Source organism: Phytobacter sp. (assembly GCF_059074235.1).
The window spans coordinates 1751997-1775539 of sequence record NZ_JCACPZ010000004.1; the positions used below are offsets into that span (position 1 = coordinate 1751997).

The 23543-nt window shown below is 54.7% G+C and carries 25 protein-coding genes; 11 read left to right on the forward strand and 14 right to left on the reverse strand.

Annotation, left to right across the window (positions count from 1 at the left end):
- Positions 1-34: 34 nt before the first annotated feature.
- The gene (locus tag AC5JPW_RS12210; protein ID WP_494240577.1) at positions 35-487 is read right to left on the reverse strand and encodes a YhcH/YjgK/YiaL family protein; all 453 of its coding nucleotides are present in this window, start codon (positions 485-487) and stop codon (positions 35-37) included.
- A 275-nt stretch (positions 488-762) separates the two neighbouring features.
- On the opposite strand from AC5JPW_RS12210, the gene pyrL reads away from it, so the two are divergent.
- The 5 genes from pyrL to AC5JPW_RS12235 all read left to right on the forward strand — a co-directional run bounded on the left by pyrL (position 763) and on the right by AC5JPW_RS12235 (position 3349).
- Positions 763-909 (forward strand): pyr operon leader peptide, encoded by a 147-nt coding sequence (gene pyrL, locus AC5JPW_RS12215; RefSeq protein WP_437432329.1) that lies wholly within the window; start codon positions 763-765, stop codon positions 907-909.
- Complete coding sequence (gene pyrB, locus AC5JPW_RS12220; RefSeq protein ID WP_494240578.1) at positions 902-1837, forward strand: aspartate carbamoyltransferase; 936 nt, start codon at positions 902-904, stop codon at positions 1835-1837. Before pyrL ends, pyrB begins: the two co-directional genes overlap by 8 nt.
- Before the next feature lie 11 nt (positions 1838-1848).
- Positions 1849-2310, forward strand: coding sequence for an aspartate carbamoyltransferase regulatory subunit (gene pyrI / locus AC5JPW_RS12225; protein WP_494240580.1), 462 nt, complete (start codon positions 1849-1851; stop codon positions 2308-2310).
- Positions 2311-2403: 93 nt separating this feature from the next.
- Complete coding sequence (gene ridA / locus AC5JPW_RS12230; protein WP_494240582.1) at positions 2404-2790, forward strand: 2-iminobutanoate/2-iminopropanoate deaminase; 387 nt, start codon at positions 2404-2406, stop codon at positions 2788-2790.
- 100 nt (positions 2791-2890) lie between these two features.
- Positions 2891-3349 (forward strand): transposase, encoded by a 459-nt coding sequence (locus tag AC5JPW_RS12235; protein WP_494240583.1) that lies wholly within the window; start codon positions 2891-2893, stop codon positions 3347-3349.
- Here the strand turns inward: AC5JPW_RS12235 and AC5JPW_RS12240 are convergent, their stop codons facing one another.
- The 4 genes from AC5JPW_RS12240 to mgtL all read right to left on the reverse strand — a co-directional run bounded on the left by AC5JPW_RS12240 (position 3350) and on the right by mgtL (position 7309).
- Entirely contained in the window at positions 3350-3718 is a 369-nt protein-coding gene (locus tag AC5JPW_RS12240; RefSeq protein WP_494240584.1) for a hypothetical protein, read from the reverse strand.
- A 3-nt stretch (positions 3719-3721) separates the two neighbouring features.
- Positions 3722-4135 carry a hypothetical protein gene (locus AC5JPW_RS12245; protein WP_494240585.1) on the reverse strand — a complete coding sequence of 138 codons (414 nt, stop codon included), beginning with the start codon at positions 4133-4135 and terminating at the stop codon, positions 3722-3724.
- 277 nt (positions 4136-4412) lie between these two features.
- Positions 4413-7118, reverse strand: a complete 2706-nt coding sequence (gene mgtA, locus AC5JPW_RS12250) for a magnesium-translocating P-type ATPase (protein ID WP_494240587.1) — start codon at positions 7116-7118, stop codon at positions 4413-4415.
- A gap of 140 nt (positions 7119-7258) precedes the next feature.
- Positions 7259-7309 (reverse strand): mgtA regulatory leader peptide MgtL, encoded by a 51-nt coding sequence (gene mgtL, locus AC5JPW_RS12255; protein WP_222557130.1) that lies wholly within the window; start codon positions 7307-7309, stop codon positions 7259-7261.
- A gap of 166 nt (positions 7310-7475) precedes the next feature.
- Between mgtL and treR the strand changes: the two genes are divergently transcribed.
- From treR to nrdG, 5 genes are all read left to right on the forward strand, one after another.
- A complete protein-coding gene (gene treR, locus AC5JPW_RS12260; RefSeq protein ID WP_494240588.1) occupies positions 7476-8423 on the forward strand; it encodes a trehalose operon repressor TreR in 948 nt (315 codons plus the stop codon).
- 130 nt (positions 8424-8553) lie between these two features.
- Entirely contained in the window at positions 8554-9972 is a 1419-nt protein-coding gene (gene treB / locus AC5JPW_RS12265; protein ID WP_494240589.1) for a PTS trehalose transporter subunit IIBC, read from the forward strand.
- 48 nt (positions 9973-10020) lie between these two features.
- Complete coding sequence (gene treC / locus AC5JPW_RS12270; protein ID WP_494240590.1) at positions 10021-11682, forward strand: alpha,alpha-phosphotrehalase; 1662 nt, start codon at positions 10021-10023, stop codon at positions 11680-11682.
- Positions 11683-12067: 385 nt separating this feature from the next.
- Complete coding sequence (gene nrdD / locus AC5JPW_RS12275; protein WP_494240591.1) at positions 12068-14203, forward strand: anaerobic ribonucleoside-triphosphate reductase; 2136 nt, start codon at positions 12068-12070, stop codon at positions 14201-14203.
- A gap of 97 nt (positions 14204-14300) precedes the next feature.
- Positions 14301-14765, forward strand: a complete 465-nt coding sequence (gene nrdG / locus AC5JPW_RS12280; RefSeq protein WP_494240593.1) for an anaerobic ribonucleoside-triphosphate reductase-activating protein — start codon at positions 14301-14303, stop codon at positions 14763-14765.
- A gap of 31 nt (positions 14766-14796) precedes the next feature.
- On the opposite strand, the gene AC5JPW_RS12285 is transcribed toward nrdG, so the two are convergent.
- Entirely contained in the window at positions 14797-15396 is a 600-nt protein-coding gene (locus AC5JPW_RS12285) for a nitroreductase family protein (RefSeq protein ID WP_494240594.1), read from the reverse strand.
- A gap of 388 nt (positions 15397-15784) precedes the next feature.
- Between AC5JPW_RS12285 and AC5JPW_RS12290 the strand changes: the two genes are divergently transcribed.
- Complete coding sequence (locus AC5JPW_RS12290) at positions 15785-16264, forward strand: hypothetical protein (protein WP_494240595.1); 480 nt, start codon at positions 15785-15787, stop codon at positions 16262-16264.
- Between the two features lie 169 nt (positions 16265-16433).
- On the opposite strand, the gene AC5JPW_RS12295 is transcribed toward AC5JPW_RS12290, so the two are convergent.
- The 8 genes from AC5JPW_RS12295 to AC5JPW_RS12330 all read right to left on the reverse strand — a co-directional run bounded on the left by AC5JPW_RS12295 (position 16434) and on the right by AC5JPW_RS12330 (position 23539).
- Positions 16434-18344, reverse strand: coding sequence for a BglG family transcription antiterminator (locus tag AC5JPW_RS12295; RefSeq protein ID WP_494240596.1), 1911 nt, complete (start codon positions 18342-18344; stop codon positions 16434-16436).
- A 65-nt stretch (positions 18345-18409) separates the two neighbouring features.
- Positions 18410-19150, reverse strand: a complete 741-nt coding sequence (gene dagF / locus AC5JPW_RS12300; protein ID WP_494240597.1) for a 2-dehydro-3-deoxy-phosphogluconate aldolase — start codon at positions 19148-19150, stop codon at positions 18410-18412.
- A complete protein-coding gene (locus tag AC5JPW_RS12305) occupies positions 19147-20265 on the reverse strand; it encodes a DgaE family pyridoxal phosphate-dependent ammonia lyase (protein WP_494240598.1) in 1119 nt (372 codons plus the stop codon). Before AC5JPW_RS12305 ends, dagF begins: the two co-directional genes overlap by 4 nt.
- Positions 20249-21382 (reverse strand): amidohydrolase/deacetylase family metallohydrolase, encoded by a 1134-nt coding sequence (locus tag AC5JPW_RS12310; RefSeq protein WP_494240599.1) that lies wholly within the window; start codon positions 21380-21382, stop codon positions 20249-20251. The genes AC5JPW_RS12305 and AC5JPW_RS12310 overlap by 17 nt, the downstream gene beginning before the upstream one ends.
- Positions 21383-21424: 42 nt before the next feature.
- On the reverse strand, positions 21425-22066 hold the full coding sequence (locus AC5JPW_RS12315; RefSeq protein ID WP_494240601.1) for a DUF4310 family protein: 642 nt from the start codon (positions 22064-22066) through the stop codon (positions 21425-21427).
- A 9-nt stretch (positions 22067-22075) separates the two neighbouring features.
- Positions 22076-22852, reverse strand: coding sequence for a DUF4311 domain-containing protein (locus tag AC5JPW_RS12320; RefSeq protein WP_494240603.1), 777 nt, complete (start codon positions 22850-22852; stop codon positions 22076-22078).
- A 22-nt stretch (positions 22853-22874) separates the two neighbouring features.
- Positions 22875-23174: a DUF4312 family protein gene (locus AC5JPW_RS12325; protein WP_494240604.1), complete on the reverse strand. Its 300-nt coding sequence runs from the start codon at positions 23172-23174 to the stop codon at positions 22875-22877.
- 2 nt (positions 23175-23176) lie between these two features.
- Positions 23177-23539: an SFCGS family glycine-rich protein gene (locus AC5JPW_RS12330; protein ID WP_494240605.1), complete on the reverse strand. Its 363-nt coding sequence runs from the start codon at positions 23537-23539 to the stop codon at positions 23177-23179.
- Between the last annotated feature and the right edge of the window lie 4 nt (positions 23540-23543).

The window sequence follows — 23543 nt, forward strand, 5'->3', positions numbered from 1 at the left end:
TCGCCCCTTTGGATGAGGGGAAACAAGCAGCGCTTTACGCCACCTGCAATTTCACGACAACCTTACGCACCTGCGCTGGCGCACCGACGGCACACAGCGGTTTATGCACTTCACCCGGATAGAACACCACGAAATCCCCTTCGCTCAGCGTGAAGGTTTTTTCCTCGCCGCCTTCCGGCAGGAAAGCGATGTCTTTATCCGCCAGCCAGTCGGTATCCGGCGCGCCCGCAGGCAGGGTGCTGAACGTCATCCCTTCCTGACCTTTCAACACAATCTGAATGTCCAGATAGCGCGCATGATACTCCGCACGACGCTCGGCGAAAGGCTGAGTCATATCTTCTGATACCAGGAAAAACAGGCGGCTGCCGTCAATGTCGTGCTTACCGGTCGGGGTCGCGTCAGTGACATGCGCTTTGATATGTTCAATGGCCTGGCGCAGCTCCTGCGGCAACCAGCTCTGAAGGTGGTGGATGTTGCCAACGATCATGGTTCACTCCTTAATATAAAACAATGTTTCATTTTTATCTTTTATACGGAAAATCCCTTTTTCCTACCACCTCTTTCTGACGAAGATTTGCGGTAACGCATGTTTATTCTTTCAGGAAACGAGCCTCGGACCGCCCTCAAACACAAATTAATTAGTTATTTATAAATTATGCATTTATATGCAAATAAACCGATTGCTTGCGGCAAATGTTGCATTAATCGCTTGATAGATAAAAACAGCTGAGTATAATCGCGGACAATTTGCCGGGAGGAAGCATGGTCCAGTGTGTTCGACATAGTGTCCCTGGGCGTCTGAAAAAGGACGCAGGCCTGCCGTTTTTCTTCCCATTGCTCACCCCATTCCACAGCCCCTCTATTGAGGGGCTTTTTTTTGCGCAGTCGTCAGGAGATAACCATGGCTAATCCGCTGTATCAAAAACATATCATTTCCATAAACGATCTCAGCCGCGAAGAACTTGAACTGGTGCTGAACACTGCCGCCCGACTGAAAGCCAATCCACAGCCGGAGTTACTCAAGCACAAAGTGATCGCCAGCTGCTTCTTTGAAGCCTCAACCCGTACCCGCTTGTCATTTGAGACCTCCATTCATCGCCTGGGGGCGAGTGTGGTGGGCTTCTCAGACAGCAGCAACACCTCGCTGGGCAAGAAAGGGGAAACCCTGGCGGACACCATTTCCGTCATCAGCACCTACGTGGACGCCATTGTGATGCGCCACCCGCAGGAAGGGGCGGCGCGCCTGGCGACCGAATTCTCCGGCGGTATTCCGATTCTCAATGCCGGTGACGGCGCGAATCAGCACCCCACGCAAACCCTGCTCGATCTCTTCACCATTCAGGAGACGCAGGGCCGTCTGGAAAACCTCAATATCGCGATGGTCGGTGACCTGAAATATGGCCGCACCGTGCACTCACTGGCACAGGCGCTGGCGAAGTTCAACGGCAACCGCTTCTACTTCATCGCCCCGGATGCGCTGGCAATGCCGCAGTACATTCTCGATATGCTGGATGAGAAAGGACTGGCCTGGAGCATTCACGCCAGCATCGAAGAGGTGATGGCCGAGGTCGACATTCTCTACATGACCCGCGTGCAGAAAGAGCGTCTGGACCCGTCCGAGTACGCCAACGTGAAGGCGCAGTTCATCCTGCGAGCCAGCGACCTGACCGGGGCGCGTAGCAATATGAAGGTCCTGCATCCGCTGCCGCGCGTCGATGAAATCACCACCGATGTGGATAAGACGCCGCACGCCTGGTACTTCCAGCAGGCAGGCAACGGCATCTTCGCACGCCAGGCGTTACTGGCACTGGTTCTGAATAGTGATTTGGCTCTGTAGGAGAAAAAAAGATGACACACGATAACAAACTCCAGGTTGAAGCCATCAAGCGTGGCACCGTAATTGACCATATCCCGGCGCAGATTGGCTTCAAACTGCTGACACTGTTCAAGCTGACCGAAACCGACCAGCGCATCACCATCGGCCTGAACCTGCCATCCGGCGAAATGGGCCGCAAAGATCTGATCAAAATTGAAAACACCTTCCTGACCGATGAGCAGGTCGATCAGTTGGCCCTGTATGCACCGCTGGCGACAGTGAATCGCATCGACAATTACGACGTGGTCAGCAAATCCCATCCGAAATTGCCGGACCGTATCGACAGCGTGCTGGTCTGCCCGAACAGCAACTGCATCAGCCACGCCGAGCCGGTCGCCTCCAGCTTTGCGGTGAAAAAACGGGTGAAAGATATCGCCCTGAAGTGCAAATACTGTGAGAAAGAGTTCGCTCATTCCGTGGTGCTGCGCGGCTAACACATGCCGGTGCGCGCGCAGGTGGTGCGACACACCGGTCACTCGTGTATATAATGGCCCCGACCTTTTTACCGCTGTTCTTCAGGAGATAACATGACCAAAACTATCGCGACGGAAAATGCACCAGCAGCAATCGGCCCTTATGTTCAGGGTGTTGATCTTGGCAGCATGATCATCACTTCCGGTCAGATCCCGGTCGATCCGAAAACCGGAAGCGTGCCGGAAGACGTTTCCGCTCAGGCGCGCCAGTCGCTGGAAAACGTGAAAGCCATCGTCGAAGCCGCAGGTCTGAAAGTGGGTGACATTGTTAAAACGACGGTATTCGTGAAAGATCTGAATGACTTCGCCACCGTTAACGCCACTTACGAAGCCTTTTTCACCGAGCATAACGCCACCTTCCCGGCGCGTTCCTGCGTTGAAGTTGCCCGCCTGCCGAAAGATGTGAAAATCGAGATCGAAGCCATCGCTGTTCGCCGCTAATCTCTGTCAGAAAGATAATCCGGGTGGATGCCTGGATTATCTTTTCTCCGTACTACCCTTACTTAACTCAGTAAACCGATCTCGCCATGGAGGGTTGTTAATGGCAAAAGCACGCTTTACTGAAGAACAAATCACCACCTTCCTTCAGCAGATGAAAAAGGGCGTCCCGGCCAAAGAACTGTGCGAAACGCATGGCTTTAGCATAAGCACGCTTCGCCGCTGGCAGGAACTTCATGCCCAGCACATCCGTGGTGAATTAAAAAAAATGGAAACCACCGCGTCGTACATCTATCTGGGCTTCCTGATTGTCTCCGTATCGCTGGCGCTTATTTTCTCCAAGACCGTAGCGATGTGGACGCTGCCCCTCTTCCTGCTCTACTGCGTGAACTACATCCGCCGCTATCGCGCAGTGTCCGCAAAGCACATTAAAGAAGAGAATACGTCCCTCGCCCGTTCCGGCATCGGCGCGAGCAATGCGTTTTACCTGTTTAGCTGGACCATCCTGCTTCTGGTTCTCGGCTCACTGGGATATGGGTTGATTCTGCTTGTTTTTAAATAATTAGCCTGAACAGTCAGTAAAGGAATAAACCAATACTTTTCCATTGTTATTTAAAGTCACCTCTCCCATTGCAAACGCATCAATCGTCCAGTTATACAGCTCCATTGGGTTTGTAGTTTGAGATTCAATATATTTAGAGAGGCAAACTCGACCTACAATCCAATTTAGTCTGGAGCGATAAACATTCATCTTCAGCACATCAGCATCTTCATTTCGCACTCTTTCCAGTGTGAAAATAATTTCATTATCGATTCTAAAGCTGACAATATCGTTATACCGCTGGGCTGAACCAATAAAATAAAGACAAACCAAAATAACCAGCAGTAAAAAAATAAAGCTTCCACTGAATTGCCGTAGAAAATAACTCACTGCTTATGCTCCCCATGAGAAAACATAACCCGATGTACCGATAAGGGCTTTATTGTGCTCCAGACATTTAATGGTGCCCCATTTCTCTCTGACTGTCTGAATGTTACTTTCGTACCCAATAGTCTGGTAACGATATCTGTAAGACTGAAAGGGGCTGGCAAGGGCGATGCTCATTTCTCTTACCCTGATTTTCCCTGATGATTTTTCCAGATAAACGTATAGTCCATGCCTGGAGAGCTCATCTGCGTATCGGAAACGTGATTGATCATTAGGGCACCATTGCACGGCCACCAGTTCACTGCTTTCACGTACAAAATCCCAGCAAGCGCAAATCGCATAGAGCATATAAAAAAAAGCAGCAACCGTAACGATGCGGATTATTTTCGACAGAAAAACGGCGAACCCGCGTTTAGTCATGCCATTTAACCTCGGTCTCAATCGTGCCAAATATGTTAAACTCTCTGGCCAGAAACAGTTGACACCACAATATTAAAAACACGACTGAAATAATATTAACCATGTAAACACCAGGAACGGTAATAGTTATTCCTTTACGTTACCATCAATATATTATCTATTCTGATACGTGATTTTAAAAATTAATTATTTCAGAAAATATTTAGTCCAGCGCAGCGAGTAATAAGACGTAAAAAAAGTAAAGCGTTATGGCTGCCGCAGCAGCCATAACGTGAGATTACTGCCAACCGTAACGGCGGCTGTAGAACCCTTTGACCAGTTGGGTCAGCGTCATATATCCCGCCAGAATGGCAATCAGCCACGGGAAGTATGAGAGCGGTAACGCCTGTAGTTGCAGGTAGCTCGCCAGCGGCGAGAACGGCAGCGCAATACCCACCACAATGACCATCAGCGTCATGATGATCAGCGGCCAGGCGGCGCGGCTCTGGATAAACGGCACGCGACGGGTACGGATCATATGCACAATCAGCGTTTGCGACAGCAGTCCGACCACAAACCAGCCCGACTGGAACAGGGTCTGCGCTTCCGGCACGTTCGCTTTAAACACCCACCACATCACGCAGAAGGTGAGGATGTCGAAAATCGAGCTGATCGGGCCGAAGAAGATCATAAAGCGCCCCAGATCCGCCGGGTTCCAGCGCTGCGGTTTTTGGATCTGCTCTTCATCCACGTTATCGAACGGGATCGCCACCTGGGATACATCGTACAGCAGGTTCTGAATCAACAGATGCAGCGGCAGCATCGGCAGGAACGGCAGGAAGGCGCTCGCCACCAGCACGCTAAAGACGTTACCGAAGTTCGAACTTGCGGTCATTTTGATGTATTTCAGCATGTTGGCGAAGGTTTTACGTCCTTCGATAACCCCCTCTTCCAGCACCATCAGGCTCTTTTCCAGCAGGATGATGTCAGCCGCTTCACGGGCGATATCCACCGCCCCATCAACGGAAATACCGATGTCCGCTGCACGCAGCGCAGGCGCATCGTTAATGCCGTCGCCCATAAAGCCGACTACATGCCCTTCCCGGCGCAGCAGGGTGACAATGCGTTCTTTGTGCATCGGAGTCAGGCGCGCAAACAAGGTGGTGTGTTTGGCAAGCGTTGCCAGTTCGTCATCACCCATTTTCTCAATCTGATTACCCGTGACCAGTTCCCCCACGTCCAGCCCCACTTCACGGCACACTTTCGCCGCCACCAGTTCGCTGTCACCGGTGAGAATTTTCACCGTCACACCGCTGGCTTTCAGCGCTTTCAGAGCCGGAGCCGTGGTCTCTTTCGGCGGATCAAGGAATGCAATGTAGCCTTCGAGGATCAGATCCGATTCATCCACGCGATGATAGTCGCCCGTCCGCGCTGGCAGATATTTGGTCGCTACCGCGACCACCCGCAGCCCCTGACGGTTTTGCGTTTCAGTCACGCGCTGAATGCGTTTCAGCATCCCCTCATCCAGCGGCACAATTTCGCCGTTGTAGCGTACCTGAGTACAGACGTTGAGGATCTCCTGCAGCGCACCTTTGCAGATCAGCTGATGGGCATCGGCCTGCTCGGCCACCACGACTGACATGCGGCGGCGTTCGAAATCAAACGGGATCTCATCAATTTTCTGCCAGCGTGAAGAGAGTGCATGCGCCGATTCGGCTTCCACCCCTTCCAGCACCGCCACATCGAGCAGGTTTTTTAACCCGGTCTGGTAATGGCTGTTCAGCCAGGCCGTGTGCAGCACGCGCTCACTGACTTTTCCGGCGATGTCCGTATGGTTCTCCAGCACAATTTTATCCTGGGTCAGGGTGCCGGTTTTATCGGTACACAGGATGTCCATCGCGCCAAAGTTTTGAATCGCGTCCAGATGTTTGACGATCACTTTCTGTTTTGACAGTTTCACCGCCCCACGCGCCAGGGTCGAGGTGACGATCATTGGCAGCATTTCTGGCGTCAGCCCGACCGCGACAGAAAGAGAGAAGAGCGCCGCTTCCCACCAGTCGCCTTTGGTAAACCCGTTGATCAGCAGCACAATGGGGGTCATTACCATCATAAAGCGGATCAACAACATGCTGACGCGACCAATGCCTTTCTGGAAGGCGTTCGGCTCGCTCTCCTGCTCGCTCACGCGCCCGGCCAGTTGACCAAACCAGGTGTTGCCACCCGTCGCAATCACGATAGCCAGCGCCGTGCCGCTTACAACGTTGGTGCCCATGAAGCAGAGCGTGTCGCTTTCCAGCGGGTTGCTTTGCTCAGGGTGACGGGTTTTTGCCACTTTTTCGACAGGCAGGGATTCGCCGGTCAACGAGGCCTGGGCCACGAAAAGATCGCGCGCCTGCACCACACGCAGGTCGGCGGGGATCATATCTCCGGCCGCCAGCTTGACGATATCGCCCGGCACCAGTTGATCGAGTGGGATCTCCACCCAGCCGTTTTCTCCCAGCTCATTGACCACACGCTGAACGGTCGCGGTGTTGCTGACCATCGCCTTGAGCGCATCCGCCGCTTTGGTTGAGCGCGCTTCCTGAATAAAGTTCAGGCAGGTCGAGATGACCACCATCAGGCCAATCACGCCCGCTGCAAACAAGTCTTCGGAGGCGTAGGAAAAGAGCCCCAGGCAGGTCAGTAACAGGTTGAACGGGTTGCGGTAGCAGGTCCACAGATGGCGCCACCAGGGCGTCGGGCGCTGGCCAGGGATCTGGTTAATCCCATGCGTTTCCCGCGCGTCCTGCACCTCTTTGTCGTTGAGTCCTTCCGGGTGCCCTTTAAGCTCTTCCCAAAGTTCAGCCAGTTCCAGCTTTGCGAGCGTCAGGCAACGTTCACTTAAAGAAGCGGGAACCTCGACATGCTGAATGTTTGCCGCATCAGGCAGCGGATCGCGCTGCACCAGACGACGGGGTAGATGGCGGTTGAGCCGTGCCAGAATCCGGGTGATATTTTTGAACATGATAGTCGTCCTTGCCCCCGCATCACGCGGGTGCCTATCTCTTGCAGGCACGGAAAAACCGCGTCCTGAAGACGAAATAAATTGTGCAGGGACGTGTGACGTCGCTGCCTTACGTTTCCGGTAAGGCAGCAGAGGCGGGCTTACCGGAAAGAGTGTCTCCGTCGAGGGAGAGGTGCGGGATCAGGGTCCATATAACCTCCGGTAAGCGTGAAAAGAGTGTGCGTTTATGCCACGCAATAATAACCCCGGTGAATTAAACCGAACATAAACCAGACTTTACTCATTGCCGCCTGGTTGAGTCCTTACCAAACTTTCTTTATTCTGCAATCCGCCTTGATAAGGAACAGGACAGAGCGAATGCAAAACCGGCTGACGATCAAAGACATTGCGCGTTTAAGTGGCGTGGGGAAATCGACTGTCTCCCGCGTGCTTAATAATGAGAGCGGCGTGAGTGAACGCACCCGTGAGCGCGTGGAAGCGGTGGTCAATCAGCATGGTTTTTCCCCTTCCCGCTCCGCACGTGCCATGCGCGGTCAGAGCGACAAAGTGGTTGCCATTATTGTCTCTCGCCTTGATTCGCTGTCTGAAAACCTCGCTGTTCAGACCATGCTCCCGGCATTTTATGAGCAGGGCTATGACCCCATCATGATGGAGAGCCAGTTCTCCCCGGACCTGGTGGAAGAACATCTGCAGATGCTGAGCCGCCGCAATATCGATGGCGTGGTGCTGTTTGGTTTTACCGGCGTGACGGAAAAACTGCTCTCCTCCTGGCGTGCCTCTCTGGTGCTACTGGCGCGGGATGCCAAAGGGTTCGCCTCGGTCTGCTATGACGATGAAGGGGCGATTAATCTGCTGATGCAAAACCTTTTCGACCAGGGCCACCGCGAGATAAGTTTTATCGGCGTGCCTCATAGCGATGTCACCACCGGCAAACGTCGCCACGATGCCTACATGGCGTATTGCCAGCAGCATCAACTCACGCCCCACTTCATTTTGCCGGGGCTGGCAATGAAGCACGGTTATGACAACGTCGCCAAAGTGCTAACGCCGCACACCACCGCGCTGCTCTGCGCGACCGACACCCTCGCACTCGGAGCCAGTAAATACCTGCAAGAGCAACGCATTGAAAACCTGCAACTCGCCAGCGTCGGCAACACACCGCTGATGAAATTCCTCCACCCGGAAATTGTCACCGTCGATCCCGGCTATGCCGAAGCGGGCCGCCAGGCCGCCGCACAGTTGATCGATCAGATCAATGGTCGCACCGATCCGCGCCAGATAGTGATCCCCGCCAGCCTCGTTTGATCCCTTCGCCATACGGTTTATTGTGATCTTCGCTTGGTTTCGGGAACGTTCCCATTTTCAGTTATTCAGTCAATGGATATGCTGCGCTCATTCATCAGCAGTCATTATTTTCTCTCAGCGGGACACTACGATGAGCAAAGTCAGACAAGAAGATATTACCCGGCTTATTGAGCTGGTCGGCGGGCGCGAGAACATCGCTACAGTGAGCCATTGCCTTACTCGCTTGCGCTTCGTCCTCAATTCACCGGCCAAGGCTGACCCGAAAACCATCGACACGCTGCCGATGGTCAAAGGCAGCTTTACCAATGCCGGACAGTTCCAGGTGGTGATCGGCACCGATGTCGGCGACTGGTATCAGGCATTGATTGCCGCCACCGGTCAGGCGTCTGCCGATAAAGAGCAGGCGAAACGCGCGGCGCGCCAAAACATGAAATGGCACGAGCAGCTGATCTCGCATTTCGCAGAGATCTTCTTCCCTCTGCTCCCGGCGCTCATCAGCGGCGGTCTGATCCTCGGTTTCCGTAACGTCATTGGCGACCTGCCGATGAGCAACGGCGAAACGCTGGCACAGATGTACCCTGGTCTGAAAACCGTTTACGACTTCCTCTGGCTGATTGGCGAAGCGATCTTCTTCTATCTGCCGGTGGGCATCTGCTGGTCGGCGGTGCGCAAGATGGGCGGCACGCCGATCCTCGGCATCGTGCTGGGCGTGACACTGGTTTCGCCGCAGCTTATGAACGCCTATTTGCTCGGCACACAGGTACCAGAAGTGTGGGACTTCGGCCTGTTTAGCATCGCCAAAGTGGGCTACCAGGCACAGGTCATCCCTGCCCTGCTGGCGGGTCTGGCACTGGGGATCATTGAAACGCGCCTCAAAAAATGGGTACCGGATTACCTTTATCTGGTGGTCGTGCCGGTCTGCTCCCTGCTGCTGGCAGTCTTCCTCGCCCATGCCTTTATCGGTCCGTTTGGCCGCATGATCGGTGACGGCGTGGCCTTCGCGGTCCGCCACCTGATGACCGGCAGCTTTGCGCCTATTGGTGCCGCCCTGTTTGGCTTCCTCTACGCGCCACTGGTGATTACCGGCGTGCACCAGACCACACTTGCCATCGACATGCAGATGATTCAGAGCATGGGCGGTACCCCGGTCTGGCCGCTGATTGCGTTGTCTAACATTGCTCAGGCGTCGGCGGTAACGGGGATCATTATTGTCAGCCGTAAACAGAACGAGCGTGAAATCTCTGTTCCGGCCGCCATTGCCGCGTACCTCGGCGTGACCGAACCAGCGATGTACGGCATCAACCTGAAATACCGTTTCCCGATGCTCTGCGCGATGATCGGCTCCGGCCTCGCCGGCCTGTTGTGTGGCCTGAACGGCGTGCTGGCGAACGGCATTGGCGTCGGCGGCCTGCCGGGCATCCTCTCCATCCAGCCAACTTACTGGCAGGTCTTCTCGCTGGCGATGGCGGTAGCGATTATCGTGCCGATGGCGCTGACCACGGTGGTGTACCAGCGTAAGTTCCGCCAGGGCTCGCTGCAGATTATTTAACTCTTTTGGGGCGCAATTGCGCCCCTTCGCTTTGACCAGGAAATCGCTATGAATACCCTTCCCCAATGGTGGCAAAACGGCGTCATCTACCAGATCTACCCAAAAAGTTTTCAGGACACGACCGGCAGCGGTACCGGAGATTTGCGCGGCGTCATCCAGCGCCTGGATTATCTGAAAACGCTGGGTGTGGATGCTATCTGGCTGACCCCGTTCTATATCTCTCCGCAGATCGATAACGGTTATGACGTGGCGGACTACACCGCCATCGACCCGGCGTATGGCACGCTGGCCGACTTTGACGAGCTGGTCGCACAGGCGAAAGCCCGCGGCATTCGTCTGGTGCTCGACATGGTGCTGAACCATACCTCGACCGCACACCCGTGGTTTCGCGAATCGCTGCACCCCACCAGCCCGTATCGCCAGTACTACATCTGGCGCGATGGCGAACCGAGCACCCCGCCGAACAACTGGCTGTCTAAGTTTGGCGGCAACGCCTGGCAGTGGCATGCCGAAAGCGAGCAGTACTATTTGCACCTTTTTGCCCCGGAGCAGGCGGATCTGAACTGGGAAAACCCGGCAGTTCGCGACGATCTGAAAAAAGTCTGCGAATTCTGGGCCGATCGCGGCGTTGATGGTCTGCGTCTGGACGTGGTCAACCTGATTTCCAAAGATCAGACCTTCCCGTTCGATACGGATGGCGACGGCCGCCGCTTTTATACCGACGGCCCACGGGTGCACGAGTTCTTACAGGAGATGAGCCGCGACGTGTTTGTGCCGCGCGGGCTGATGACCGTAGGCGAGATGTCCTCCACCGCTCTGGAACACTGCCAGCAGTATGGCAACCTCGACGGGCGTGAGCTGTCGATGACCTTCAACTTCCATCACCTGAAAGTAGACTATCCTGGCGGTGAAAAATGGACGCTGGCGGCACCGGATTATGTCGAGCTTAAATCCCTCTTCAGGCACTGGCAGCAAGGCATGCATAACCAGGCGTGGAATGCCCTGTTCTGGTGTAACCACGACCAGCCGCGCATTGTGTCACGCTTTGGTGACGAGGGTGAATTCCGCGTTCCGGCGGCGAAGATGCTGGCGATGGTGCTACACGGCATGCAGGGTACGCCTTACATCTACCAGGGCGAAGAGATTGGCATGACCAACCCGCACTTCACGCAAATCACCGATTATCGTGACGTGGAGAGCCACAATATGTTTGCCGCCCAGCGGGCCGCTGGGTGTGACGCCGATGAACTACTGGCGATTCTTGCCAGTAAATCCCGCGACAACAGCCGCACGCCGATGCAGTGGTCCGCAGAAGAGAACGGCGGGTTTACCACCGGAACACCGTGGATTTCACAGTGCGACAACGCTCGCGAGGTTAACGTCGAGGCTGCACTTAACGATCCCGATTCCGTGTTCTACACCTATCAGCAACTGATTGCGCTGCGTAAAACCCAGTCCGTGCTGACCTGGGGTGACTATCAGGATCTGCTGCCGGAACATCCACATTTATGGTGTTACCGCCGTCAGTACAACGGACAGACGCTGGTAGTGGCCGCTAATCTCAGTCGCGAATTCCAGCACTGGCAGCCAGGTAGCCAGCCCGGCCACTGGCAGGTGCTGATGAGCAACTACGCGGAAATGTCCCTTGCCCATGGCGATATGACCTTGCGTCCGTTTGAAGCCGTCTGGTGGTTGCTGAGCGACGCATAATCCCCCTGCCCGGCAGGTCTCAGTCTGTCGGGCAATCCACTATTACCACACTGTTTTTGCTGAATAATTAATCAGAATTTTCTGCCGACAATTTACAATCCCCGCCAGCGCCCGTCCTTTGTACTCTCTCTTTTTTACTTTGTTCTGAATCAAAAAAATCGCAAACATGTTTGATGCAAATCACTATATATAGAACTTAGAATGCACGCCGACCCAACATATTGTATTAATCGTCTATTATTCCAACAAGGTAACGGCAACGACGCTGGCCGGAATTGTGGATAACAAGGGTCGGGATTCGGGGAACTCACTGTCGCGGCAACAAATAGCGCTTGTGAATACTTCCTCACCTCTGTGGATAACCTGTTTTTAAAATGGAGTGATCATGACACCGCATGTGATGAAACGTGATGGCAAGAAAGTGCCGTTCAAGTCAGAGCGCATTCAAGAAGCAATTTTGCGTGCAGCTAAAGCAGCGGGAGTCGATGACGCAGACTATTGCGCCACCGTCGCAGAAGTTGTCAGTCAGCAGATGCACAACCGTACTCAGGTTGATATTGGCGAGATCCAGACTGCGGTCGAAAACCAGCTGATGTCTGGTCCACACAAGCAACTGGCTCGAGCCTATATCGAATACCGTCACGACCGCGATATCGCGCGTGAAAAACGGGGTCGTCTGAACCAGGAAATTCGCGGTCTGGTTGAGCAGACCAACTCTGCACTGCTGAATGAAAATGCCAACAAAGACAGTAAAGTGATCCCGACCCAGCGCGACCTGCTGGCCGGTATCGTTGCCAAGCATTACGCCCGCCAGCACCTGCTGCCGCGTGATGTGGTACTGGCGCACGAGCGTGGTGACATTCACTATCACGATCTCGATTACTCGCCGTTCTTCCCGATGTTCAACTGTATGCTGATCGACCTGAAAGGCATGCTGACCCACGGGTTTAAAATGGGTAACGCGGAAATTGAGCCGCCAAAATCCATCTCCACCGCCACCGCTGTCACCGCACAGATCATCGCTCAGGTGGCGAGCCATATTTATGGCGGCACCACCATCAACCGCATCGACGAAGTGCTTGCACCGTTCGTAACCGAGAGCTTCGAAAAACACCGTAAGATTGCCGTTGAGTGGCAGATTCCGGATGCCGACGGCTATGCCCGTAGTCGCACGGAAAAAGAGTGCTATGACGCTTTCCAGTCGCTGGAGTATGAAGTTAACACCCTGCATACCGCCAACGGTCAAACCCCGTTCGTGACCTTCGGTTTTGGCCTCGGCACCAGTTGGGAATCCCGTCTGATTCAGCAGTCCATTCTGCGTAATCGCATTGCGGGCCTGGGCAAAAACCGTAAAACCGCCGTGTTCCCGAAACTGGTGTTCGCCATTAAAGATGGTCTGAACCATAAATTCGACGATCCGAACTACGACATCAAACAGCTGGCGCTGGAGTGTGCGAGCAAGCGCATGTACCCGGACATTCTCAACTACGACCAGGTGGTCAAAGTGACCGGCTCGTTCAAAACGCCAATGGGCTGCCGCAGCTTCCTGGGTGTGTATGAAGAGAATGGCGAACAGATCCATGACGGGCGTAATAACCTCGGCGTGATCAGCCTGAACCTGCCGCGTATTGCGCTGGAGGCGAAAGGCAACGAAGCTGCATTCTGGACACTGCTGGATGAACGTCTGGTACTGGCGCGTAAAGCGCTGATGACTCGTATCGCCCGTCTGGAAGGGGTAAAAGCGCGTGTGGCACCGATTCTCTATATGGAAGGGGCCTGCGGCGTGCGTCTGAAAGCGGACGACGACGTGTCTGAAATCTTCAAAAATGGTCGTGCCTCTATTTCTCTGGGCTATATCGGTATCCACGAGACCATCAATGCCCTGTTTGGCAAAGAGCATATGTTCGACAGCGAAGCGCTGCGTGCCAAAGGCGTGGCGATCGTGGAACGCCTGCGTCAGGCCGTTGATATGTGGAAAGACGAGACCGGTTACGGTTTCAGCCTCTACAGCACCCCGAGCGAAAACCTGTGCGACCGCTTCTGCCGTCTTGATACCGCTGAGTTTGGCGTAGTGGATGGCGTGACCGACAAAGGTTACTACACCAACAGCTTCCACCTCGACGTTGAGAAAAAGGTTAACCCGTACGACAAGATTGATTTCGAAGCGCCTTATCCTCCGGTTGCCAGTGGCGGGTTCATTTGCTACGGCGAATACCCGAACATCCAGCACAACCTGCGCGCGCTGGAAGATGTCTGGGACTACAGCTATCAGCATGTGCCTTACTACGGGACGAACACGCCAATCGATGAGTGCTACGAGTGCGGGTTCACCGGTGAGTTCGAGTGCACCAGCAAAGGCTTTACCTGCCCGAAATGCGGTAACCACGATGCCGCCCGCGTCTCTGTAACCCGCCGCGTTTGCGGTTACCTGGGCAGCCCGGATGCCCGTCCGTTTAACGCCGGGAAGCAGGAAGAAGTGAAGCGCCGCGTGAAGCACCTGGGGAATGGGCAGATCGGCTGAGTTTTTTTACCGGCCTTTCCCCCTCACCCTAACCCTCTTCCCGTGGAAGAGGGCCGGGGTGAGGGCATCAGCGCGCACGACTTTCTGGACGACTTCTATGCGATATCACCAATACTACCCTGTCGACATCGTCAACGGCACCGGCACACGCTGCACCCTCTTCGTCTCAGGGTGCGTCCATGAATGCCCGGGCTGTTACAACAAAAGCACCTGGCGATTAAACTCCGGCAAGCCGTTTACGCAGGAAATGGAAGACCAGATCATCGCCGATCTCAATGACACCCGCGTCAAGCGCCAGGGAATCTCACTGTCAGGCGGCGATCCGCTGCATCCGCAGAACGTGCCGGATATCCTTAAGCTGGTAAAACGCATTCGCAAAGAGTGTGTAGGCAAAGATATCTGGGTCTGGACGGGCTACAAAATGGATGAGCTGAACGACGCGCAAATGGCGGTGGTCGATTTAATTAACGTGTTGATCGACGGGAAGTTTGTGCAGGACCTGAAAGATCCGATGCTGATCTGGCGGGGGAGCAGCAATCAGGTGGTACATCACCTGCGCTGACAAAAAAGCCGCCTAAGGGCGGCTTTCTCATTTATTTGGCAACGATAAAACGTTTGTCATCGTCCATAAAGGCTTTATCACCAGCCTGCGCATTGATCGAACCAAAGTTCATGTGTGCACGTAATTTCCAGCTTGCCGGGATATTCCAGGTCTGCTGTACATCGGCATCCACCAGCGGATTATAGTGCTGGAGGTTGGCTCCAATGCCTTTCTCGGCCAGCGCCAGCCACACAGCGTACTGGGCAATACCGGAGCTATGCTCAGACCAAATCGGGAAGTTATCAGCATACGCGGCGAACTGCTCCTGCAAGCCGGTCACAACATCCTGGTCTTCAAAGAACAGGACAGAACCGGCAGCAGCGGCAAAGCCGTCGAGTTTATCGGAGGTAGCATGGAAGCTTTCTGCAGGAACGATCTTTCTTAACTGTTCGCGAACCAGTTCCCAGAATTTGTTGTGCTCGTTCCCCAACAGAATCAGCGCACGGGAGCTCTGTGAGTTGAAGGCAGAAGGCGCTTGCTTAATAGCATCCTGAATTGTCTGCACAACGTCATCTTCTGGCAGCGGCAGGTCTTTGCCCAGTGCATAAATGGTTCTGCGTTGTTTCGCTAAAGCAAGGTAGTTCTCTGGCATAACGCCTCCTGAAAGGGTCGTGAATTCCAACGGGGTTGTGGTCTGCGCGACAGGTTGTTCACGGGATAATAATGTGTTCAAAATTCGCTGAAACGAGTTCATGATGCGTTGCTTCCTGTCTGTCCCTTAAACGAGAGCAAACAACCCGCTGGAAGTTTGCCCTGACTGTGAAAAGAGTAATCTCAACAGCCATTTAGTGAAAGCATAACTATTTGTCCCTATCGTTCAAAAAAAGTGAAAGAGCAGCTGGTGTGATTATTTACTAAACAATTTTTTTGCCCTGCCGATAATGACGTAGTCTCGTTTTGTCCAACGCAGATTCATCACTCCAACGAGGCGTTAACGCTCCTGGCGTCAGGTACTACGTTGTATTTTTTCGGAGATGATAATGAACGGTATTGATAAAATTACCGCCGTTAGTGCTGGCGCACACGGCGATTCTCATTTATCGGATAATGAAAGCGCGTCAGCTCTGCGAAATAAACCTAAATCCGCAGAGATAAATGCTGATAATAAAAAAAGTGACTCGGAGGAAAGTAGTACCAAACTTTCTCTCGCGTCAAAATCAGCAGACGAAATCAAAAAAGAGCAGCAATTAAAGCAGGAGGAAGTAAAGAAAACTGATTATACGCTGGAGATGACCGGAATCCCGCTGTACCACGGCCGTCTGGTCTCAGTTGTGAAGTACCCAAACGGAGAAAAGGTCACCGTTGACGCCTTCTCCGGGCAAAGGGTCAGTGCGCCTGAGCTGTCATTTAACGCCAGCCAACCCGCAACGGTTATTAAGGGAATATTAAATGACAAAATGACAAACATTGCGGCTAAGGAAGGAGAATCTATAAAATCCCGCAATGAAGAAAAGGAATAATTATTAATAAAAAATAATCATTCTTCCTTGCACATTTCCTATTTATTGACTACGCAAGAAGAAAAAAGATAAGAAACGCTTATTCCCAAAACGGGAATAAAGAAATAGCAGTAACCTTTTTATATTATCTGGTCAACGGTGGGGCGCGTTGATTCAACGCGCAGCCACATTAAAAACGGCTGACACACTCCATCGCCACCGCTTTGAAGGAAGCAAAATCCGGACAGTGGCTCAGCCTGGAGGATGCTCTCTCGCGCAAAAAAGTGACAAAAATATCGTATATTGCCATCGCTTCTTCATATTCACGCTTGCTAATAGCCAGCAGGAAAATAACGTGCGCCGTCTCTTCTCCCCACTGAATGCCCTGCGGTGCCAGCACGGTGTAGACCACCGTCTTTTTCGCCAGCAATCCTAATGAGTGCGGCAGTGCAATCCCTTCACCAAACATGGTGCTGACAATCGCCTCACGCTCAACAACCGAGTCGACAAATTCCGCATCGACAAAGCCCTCTTCGCATAACTGCCCGCAGAGGGTGGTAAACAACGTCTGCTGATCCATCGTGCCATGAACAATGCGAAAGTGGCTCTCGTCAAAATACTTTTCCAGCATCCACGGGCGCGTACGATCAACCAGCACCAGTTTGCCGATCTGCTCAAGCTGATAATCGGTGGGGAACGGCGCGATGGTCACCACCGGTTTGCCCTTCTCACTGATGCGGGCGGTGGAGATAACAAAATCCTCGCTGAGGGTTTCACACTGTTCGTAGTCACGCAGCGTCACCGTGCGGGTGACCTCAATCTGCGGGTATTTACGCTGCAATACCGCTTCAATCATCCGCGCCATCGCGTTACCGGCATCGCACACCAGCATCACTCTCGGCTGGCGCTGATAGCCGATGTTATAGTGCCGCTCAAGACCCACACCCACATGCAGCACCAGGAAGCCCACTTCGTTTTCGCTGATCACATAAGGGGTGTATTTGCCCCAACTGGAGACCGCCGCCAGAGTCATGTCCCATGCCATCGGATAGTGTTGCTTGATATTATCCAGCAACGGATTGGGGATCATTATCTGGTAGCGCACCCGGGTGATCATGGTTTTGATATGCGTCAGCAGGTCCGCATGCAACTGGGCGTCGTTTTGCAGGTTGTAGTTATAGTGGGTGTTGATGTAGCTCAGCAGGTAATTAACCAGCGCTTCATCGTCGTCAGCGCTGATGGCACTCGGCGTAATGTCCTGCATCTGCCGTCCGGCAATATGCACCCGCAGCCAGTGTTCTTCTGCCGAAGCCAGCGGTTTGCCCGCCAGTTGTTGTAACATAGAGGCTATTTCACGCGCCGCATCGCGCACGTTTTCGTCTCCATCCTCGGCGCTAAACTCTGACAGCGGAAAACCCTCACTGATACGGCGCACGGCCACCGCACAGTAGAGACGGATAAACAGTTCGCCTTCATCGGTCAGGCGAATGCGATGACGGGTGAACACTTCGTGCAGAATCCGCGCCAGTTGCTCCGGCACGCCAGGGTAGAGCGCCTCTTCGGTCACCAGCGGGTTCTGTGCATTCTGTTGCGCCAGTTCCCACAGCAAATCGGTCAGGCACGCACGCAGCGCCATCTCACTACCAAACAACTTCATACCGTGACGCGGGCGTGTCTCCAGCGTCAGGCGGTAGCGGGAAAACCACTCCCGCACTTCAGCCATGTCGTTTTGCAGCGTGGCACGACTGACAAACCACTCATCCGCGAGGTCTTCCAGCTTCAGTGAAAACGCCGAGGTGAGAAAACGCAGCAGCAGATAATGCACCCGCTCCGGCCCACTGCGCGGAATACGCAGCGTGCGCGGGCGCTCAGCCTGCAAGGTTTCGTAGCGTGTGGCATCGTCAATTTTCAATTGATAGCCGTTGCCACGGCTGAGAATAAACTGCGCCCCGTGGCTTTCCAGTAATGCATTCAGCGCAGTGATATCAGCCCGAACGGTACGCGTCGACACCGACAGCCGCTGCGCCAGCTCATCCTGCGGCAGCGTCTCGTTCTGCAACATCATGAACAGTTGCGCTAAACGTTGGTTGGGGAATCGCACGTCGGTGTCCTCTTGGCATGGCTTTTCTCCCTCTCCCTAAGGGAGAGGGTCGGGGTGAGGGTGTTTTAACCCACGCGCTGTTTGGTCATCACCAGCAACTGGCGGACGTCTTCAGGGCGGGTATCACCGCTTACCTTATCAATAATAGAACTATAAATATGAGGAATGATTTTACGCACACCGGCGTCCAGTGCGATCTGCAGGATCTCGCCATAGTTTTCCAGATCGATACCGCCCGTCGGCTCCAGCCAGAAGTCGTGGCGAGCACAGGCTTCTGCGACAGCCTGGTACTCTTCACGGCATTTCAGGCCGCCCATCGGGAAATATTTAATCGAGCTGCCGCCAAAATCTTTCAGCAGCGCAATCGCAGTCTCGACCGGCACAATGCCGTCCGCCGCCTGGCTGCTGAGCGGCCCGGTGGAGATTTTGACCAGACCCGGCGTGCCCGTTGGCGACACCAGACCATTGACCACCGATTCATTCTGCCCCAGCAGCGCGCGGCTGGTTGCCACCCCAGTAAAGACCTGGTTGACGTGCTGCGGCTGAACCTGACGGGAGATTTCGCTCACCATCGCTGACTGGTTCGGGTCGCCCGCTCCCAGACCTACTGACAGCGCGTTATCGATAAGCGCCGCATATTCGCGCATATCCGCCACCGCACTGGTCACGTCCGGGTAGTTTTTGGAGAGCACACCCACCAGCACATGACCTTCCGCCGCCTCATAAATCGCGCTGGCGTTGGCTTTGGAGCCGGCCAGTACGTTCAGGCAGACGCGGTCACGGTAAAAGTTGGGGGTCAGTTTCATGCGGTTTTCTCCTTGTTCAGTTCTTCGGCAATGCGGGTTGCCACGATGTCCAGTTGCTCAGCGCTGACGCTGCGCACATCGGCTTCGATAATCCCTTCGTTGGCTTTGTAGCCACGGAAGTAAATGGCGTATTCACCCTGTTTGAGCGCGCTGACCAGCTCACCGGTGGCGATACCGGTGACGGCTTCATTAAACTTTATTTCACTGCGGGCAATGTCGCGCCCGGCGCTATCCCACACCACGCGGGCGCTGACGCCATTGAGCGTATTAAGCGTGTCGATAAACGGCGTCATTTTGGCGACCATTTCCGCCCCACTCTCTTTGCGGGCGTTGAGATAATGCTCAATGGCGCAGGTCAGACCGAGGATGCCTTCTTTGCCCACTTTCATGGCGCGCCCGATACCTGCGGTCTGGCGCTTCACCCACTCCACATACTGGGTTTTGCCAATCACCAGCCCACTGGTTGGCCCTTCAATGGCCTTCGCGCCGCTGTAAATCACCAGGTCCGCCCCGGAGCGGTAATAGCACTGCAGATCTTCTTCCGCAGCCGCATCCACAATCAGTGGCAGATTATGCTTACGTGCCACCACGACTGCCTGCTCCACGCTGAGCATGCTTTTCTGCACGCAGTGGTGTGATTTGATGAAGAGGATCGCCGCCGTGCGCGGAGAAATCGCTGCCGCCAGTTGGTCAGCAGAGCATTCATTGGCATAACCCGCTTCCACTACCTTGCCGCCGCCCAACGCCACCATAGTGCCTACCGGCGCGCCGAAGTTAACGTTGTGCCCACGCGGCAGGACGATTTCGTTGTTCTCAATCGGCGTGCTGTGCAGATTTTCCAGCAGCCAGTCACTGTCTTTCACCAGCACCGCTGCCACGGACTGGGCAATGCCCGCCGAGGCGCAGGAGACGACCGTCGCCCCTTCCACGTCCAACAATTTCGCAATGTAGTCGCCGGTTTTGTTCACCAGATCTTTCATTTCGAAGTAGTGATTCATACCGCTCAGCACGGCCTCGACCACTTCCGGGCGTGGCGTGGAAACACCGAGCGCCGTCATACGCCCGGAGGCGTTAATCACTTGCTTTAACTGATATTTCTCATAAATCGAAGGCATGCTCTGCACTCCCTTGTTCGGTCATATAGCCCTTGCCCGCCCGAATAGCGGCCAGCGGCGTCAGTAACTGGTCAGCCTGCAGGCTGTCGTTTTCCGCATCGCGGAAGAGAACCGGCTGGCTACGGAGATCAAAAATGGTCAGGTCGGCGTCAAAGCCCACTGCCAGACGCCCTTTTTGGCTCAGGCGTAAGCCGTCGGCGGCGTGGTCGGTGACGCAGGCAATCACCTGCGGCAGTGACATGCCGATGGCGAGGAATTTGGACATCACTTTGGCCAGCGACCAGACCGGGCCATTGATGCGGTTACGGCAATAAATATCAGAGCTGATAGTCTGCGGCAGAATGCCAAGACCAATGGCCAGCTTTGCCACCGCAAAGCTGAAACTGGCGCTGCCATGGCCGACGTCGAGACGCACGCCGCGCGCAATCGCTCGGCTGACGGAAGCCCGCAGTTCGCCGGACGGGGTCAGAATACGGTTGGGTTTGCCGTTGTAGCAGTGAGTAATGATGTCGCCGGAAGTCAGCAGCTCGGCAATTTCATCGAGGTTCGGCGGGTTGTTACCGATGTGTACCATCAACGGCAGGTCGCCGTTCTCTTTCTGAATCGCCTTGGCGCGTTCCAGCGGCGTAATGCCGTTTTCGCCGACCACGCTGCTGCTCATGCGCGCTTTGAGGCCAACAATAAAGTTCGGGTGGCGCTTCACCGCCGCGCGCGCGGCGTCGGCGTCAATGTTCGCCATGTTCGCCAGCTCGTTTTGCGCGATAAGCCCCACGCGGGAGATGTTCAGCAGCGCATAAACGTCGGTCACGGCTTCACGGGTGATGGCGTAGAAGTCATCCACATCGTCGGCACCGGTACTGCCCGCGTCAATCACCGTGGTCACGCCGGTGGCAATGCCAATGCTGTCCGGCTGGTCGTTATAAATCGGTGAGTTTGGGTAGCAGTGGACGTGGGAGTCAATCCAGCCTGCGCTGACGTAGTGATCGCCCCCTAAATCCACGGTTTTGGCCGCTGGCACATCGATGTCGCCCAGCGCCGCGATTTTGCCGTCTTTGATGGCGATGTCCGTCACCGTGTCATCCACCAGTCGAGCCTGGCGCAGGAGTAAATCAAACATGCGTCTCTCCAGTGATAACGGGCGCTTTCGCGCCCGGTCAGATCAAAGTGCAATCGGGAAGATGGAGCCCAGCAGCATCGCCCCGAGGATCGCGCCACCGGTAATCGGCTTCTGCCAGATGTAAAACAGCAGTGCGCCAATCAGGGAGCCGACACCGATAGGAATCGATGCAGTCATCGCGCTGAGGATAATCAACGGCCCGAGGAAACGGCCGGAGGCATTACCTGCCCCCATCATCACGTCCGCCCCGTAGGTCGAATCGCTCTGATTGATGGTGAACTTACGCGCCAGGATGATGATGTAGCCAATCGCCAGACCAATCACCAGACCCGTCGCCAGGGAGGCCATAAAGTTGGTCACCGGGAACATGATCCCTGCGCCCAGTAGCAGCGCCGGAACCCCAAGGCCCACGCCGGTCTGGATGGCGCCGCCGATGTCGAGGATCCCCACCAGCGATCCTTCGATAATGCGGGCAAACAGGAAGCTCGCGCCAAACGCCGCCACCGCGCCGTAAGCCCCGGTATCAATTCCGGCCTTCAGCATCGCCACGAAGGCCACTTCGTTAAACGCACCAATGCCGTAGAGGTAGTACATGTGCGTCCCGGCAAAGACGCCGGAAGAAAGCAAGCCAACGAAGATCGGGAATGACCAGTCGGCGTACCAAAAACCTTTATTCTGTTCCATGGTCATTCCTTACTTGCCGCTGAGCGAGTTATGGATGAGCTCCAGCCAGTTCGGCGCGCTCAGGTGGAAGGACTCGATCATCTTCAGATCGAAGCCGCGGAAGAAGGCACTCAGGACAAACAGAGCCACAATGGCGCTCATCATCACTTTGGTGACGCGGTGCCAGCCGCTCTCTTCCACACCTTTACCAATCAGAATGCCCAGCACCAGACCCGGTACGGCGTTTCCCATGATGAGCTGTGCTGCACCACCAAAAACGGTGGCCCAGAAGCCGGATTTTTTACCCGCGTCGATGGCCGCCAGCCAGAAAATCACCGGCATCACGGTGTTGACCAGCAGGTTGGCCGCAGGCACCAGTACCTTCACCGCCGTCACCTGTAGAGCCGCCGGAACGGAGGAGGCCGTCAGGTTAAGGAAGGTCACGACCAGCATGCCGATCAGGCCGCAGGCGATAGCCATCTTTTTCGGATCGTGCAGGGTTTCGCCGACGTTGCGGTTTTTCACCATCAAAGCCGCCGCGCCCCAGTTCGGGATGATGCGATGGTCAACGTCCTGGGTGAAGGAACCCGCCGCCACGGACGAGGCCCAGGCGTTGAAGAAGAATCCTAAACCAAAGGAGAAGTGTGAAGCCGGATCCCCTTCGCAGGAGTTCAGCTCGCCGAGTGTACGAAATGCGCCCATCCCTTGCGTGGTCGGCGCATGAAACATGCGTGCAGCCCCAGCGCCCACGCCGACGCCCACGAGGCCACCGATGATGAGCGATTTTATTAGTATGATTAAGAACATCAGTCTGCCCTTTCAGTAAAAATCAGCGTTGCGTGACAAAATCCACCTTGTCGAGATTGATGGCGGTCACGTTGACGGTCACGTCCAGCTCCACGCTGTACGCACGTCTTTCCCGACGCAGAAAGATGAACAAAAACGCCTCTTTCCGCGCCGTTTCCTGCGCATGAACAACCTGCACATCCTGTGGCTCAATACGCAGTAAAATATGCGGCGACGCTTTCATCACCGCGGCCTGAACGTGGTTCAGCGCATCGGAGAAGGCGCGTGCTTTCGACTCGCCTTTACCTTTAACCCTGACCGTGGTGGTGAACTGTTCTTTCATGGTTATGCGCCGTATTTTTTCTGCCACGCCTGCACCAGGCGCTCGCCCAGCTCTTCTTTGTCCATAAAGCCGAAGCCCAGCACCGTGCAGCCTTCGTTAATGGCGGTCACTCCCTCTTCCACTGAGCGCATGCCGTATTTGGCTTTGTAGCCATATTTGGTCTGTGCGGTGATCGCACCCGCACCACCGCTGCCACAGAAGGAGATGCCAAAGGTGGCATTTTCTGCTTTCATCATGTCGCCAAGCTTCATATCCGCCGCCACACCCGGTACTACCACGGCACGGCCACCTGCTTTTTCCACACCTGCTGCCACTTTCTGGCCTTTACCCAGGCGGTCGCCAATCACGACAGTAATCTGTTCCATTGTT

Excerpts from the sequence above, each read along its gene's own strand:
- treR (WP_494240588.1), top strand. The coding sequence starts at position 7,476 with ATGCAAAACCGGCTGACGATCAAAGACATTGCGCGTTTAAGTGGCGTG.
- pyrI (WP_494240580.1), top strand. The coding sequence starts at position 1,849 with ATGACACACGATAACAAACTCCAGGTTGAAGCCATCAAGCGTGGCACC.
- AC5JPW_RS12325 (WP_494240604.1), bottom strand. The coding sequence starts at position 23,174 with ATGAAAGAACAGTTCACCACCACGGTCAGGGTTAAAGGTAAAGGCGAG.
- nrdG (WP_494240593.1), top strand. The coding sequence starts at position 14,301 with ATGCGATATCACCAATACTACCCTGTCGACATCGTCAACGGCACCGGC.
- AC5JPW_RS12210 (WP_494240577.1), bottom strand. The coding sequence starts at position 487 with ATGATCGTTGGCAACATCCACCACCTTCAGAGCTGGTTGCCGCAGGAG.
- dagF (WP_494240597.1), bottom strand. The coding sequence starts at position 19,150 with ATGAAACTGACCCCCAACTTTTACCGTGACCGCGTCTGCCTGAACGTA.
- treC (WP_494240590.1), top strand. The coding sequence starts at position 10,021 with ATGAATACCCTTCCCCAATGGTGGCAAAACGGCGTCATCTACCAGATC.
- AC5JPW_RS12285 (WP_494240594.1), bottom strand. The coding sequence starts at position 15,396 with ATGCCAGAGAACTACCTTGCTTTAGCGAAACAACGCAGAACCATTTAT.
- ridA (WP_494240582.1), top strand. The coding sequence starts at position 2,404 with ATGACCAAAACTATCGCGACGGAAAATGCACCAGCAGCAATCGGCCCT.
- AC5JPW_RS12320 (WP_494240603.1), bottom strand. The coding sequence starts at position 22,852 with ATGTTCTTAATCATACTAATAAAATCGCTCATCATCGGTGGCCTCGTG.
- pyrL (WP_437432329.1), top strand. The coding sequence starts at position 763 with ATGGTCCAGTGTGTTCGACATAGTGTCCCTGGGCGTCTGAAAAAGGAC.
- AC5JPW_RS12290 (WP_494240595.1), top strand. The coding sequence starts at position 15,785 with ATGAACGGTATTGATAAAATTACCGCCGTTAGTGCTGGCGCACACGGC.
- AC5JPW_RS12330 (WP_494240605.1), bottom strand. The coding sequence starts at position 23,539 with ATGGAACAGATTACTGTCGTGATTGGCGACCGCCTGGGTAAAGGCCAG.
- AC5JPW_RS12245 (WP_494240585.1), bottom strand. The coding sequence starts at position 4,135 with ATGACTAAACGCGGGTTCGCCGTTTTTCTGTCGAAAATAATCCGCATC.
- treB (WP_494240589.1), top strand. The coding sequence starts at position 8,554 with ATGAGCAAAGTCAGACAAGAAGATATTACCCGGCTTATTGAGCTGGTC.
- AC5JPW_RS12310 (WP_494240599.1), bottom strand. The coding sequence starts at position 21,382 with ATGTTTGATTTACTCCTGCGCCAGGCTCGACTGGTGGATGACACGGTG.
- AC5JPW_RS12305 (WP_494240598.1), bottom strand. The coding sequence starts at position 20,265 with ATGCCTTCGATTTATGAGAAATATCAGTTAAAGCAAGTGATTAACGCC.
- mgtA (WP_494240587.1), bottom strand. The coding sequence starts at position 7,118 with ATGTTCAAAAATATCACCCGGATTCTGGCACGGCTCAACCGCCATCTA.
- AC5JPW_RS12235 (WP_494240583.1), top strand. The coding sequence starts at position 2,891 with ATGGCAAAAGCACGCTTTACTGAAGAACAAATCACCACCTTCCTTCAG.
- pyrB (WP_494240578.1), top strand. The coding sequence starts at position 902 with ATGGCTAATCCGCTGTATCAAAAACATATCATTTCCATAAACGATCTC.
- nrdD (WP_494240591.1), top strand. The coding sequence starts at position 12,068 with ATGACACCGCATGTGATGAAACGTGATGGCAAGAAAGTGCCGTTCAAG.
- AC5JPW_RS12315 (WP_494240601.1), bottom strand. The coding sequence starts at position 22,066 with ATGGAACAGAATAAAGGTTTTTGGTACGCCGACTGGTCATTCCCGATC.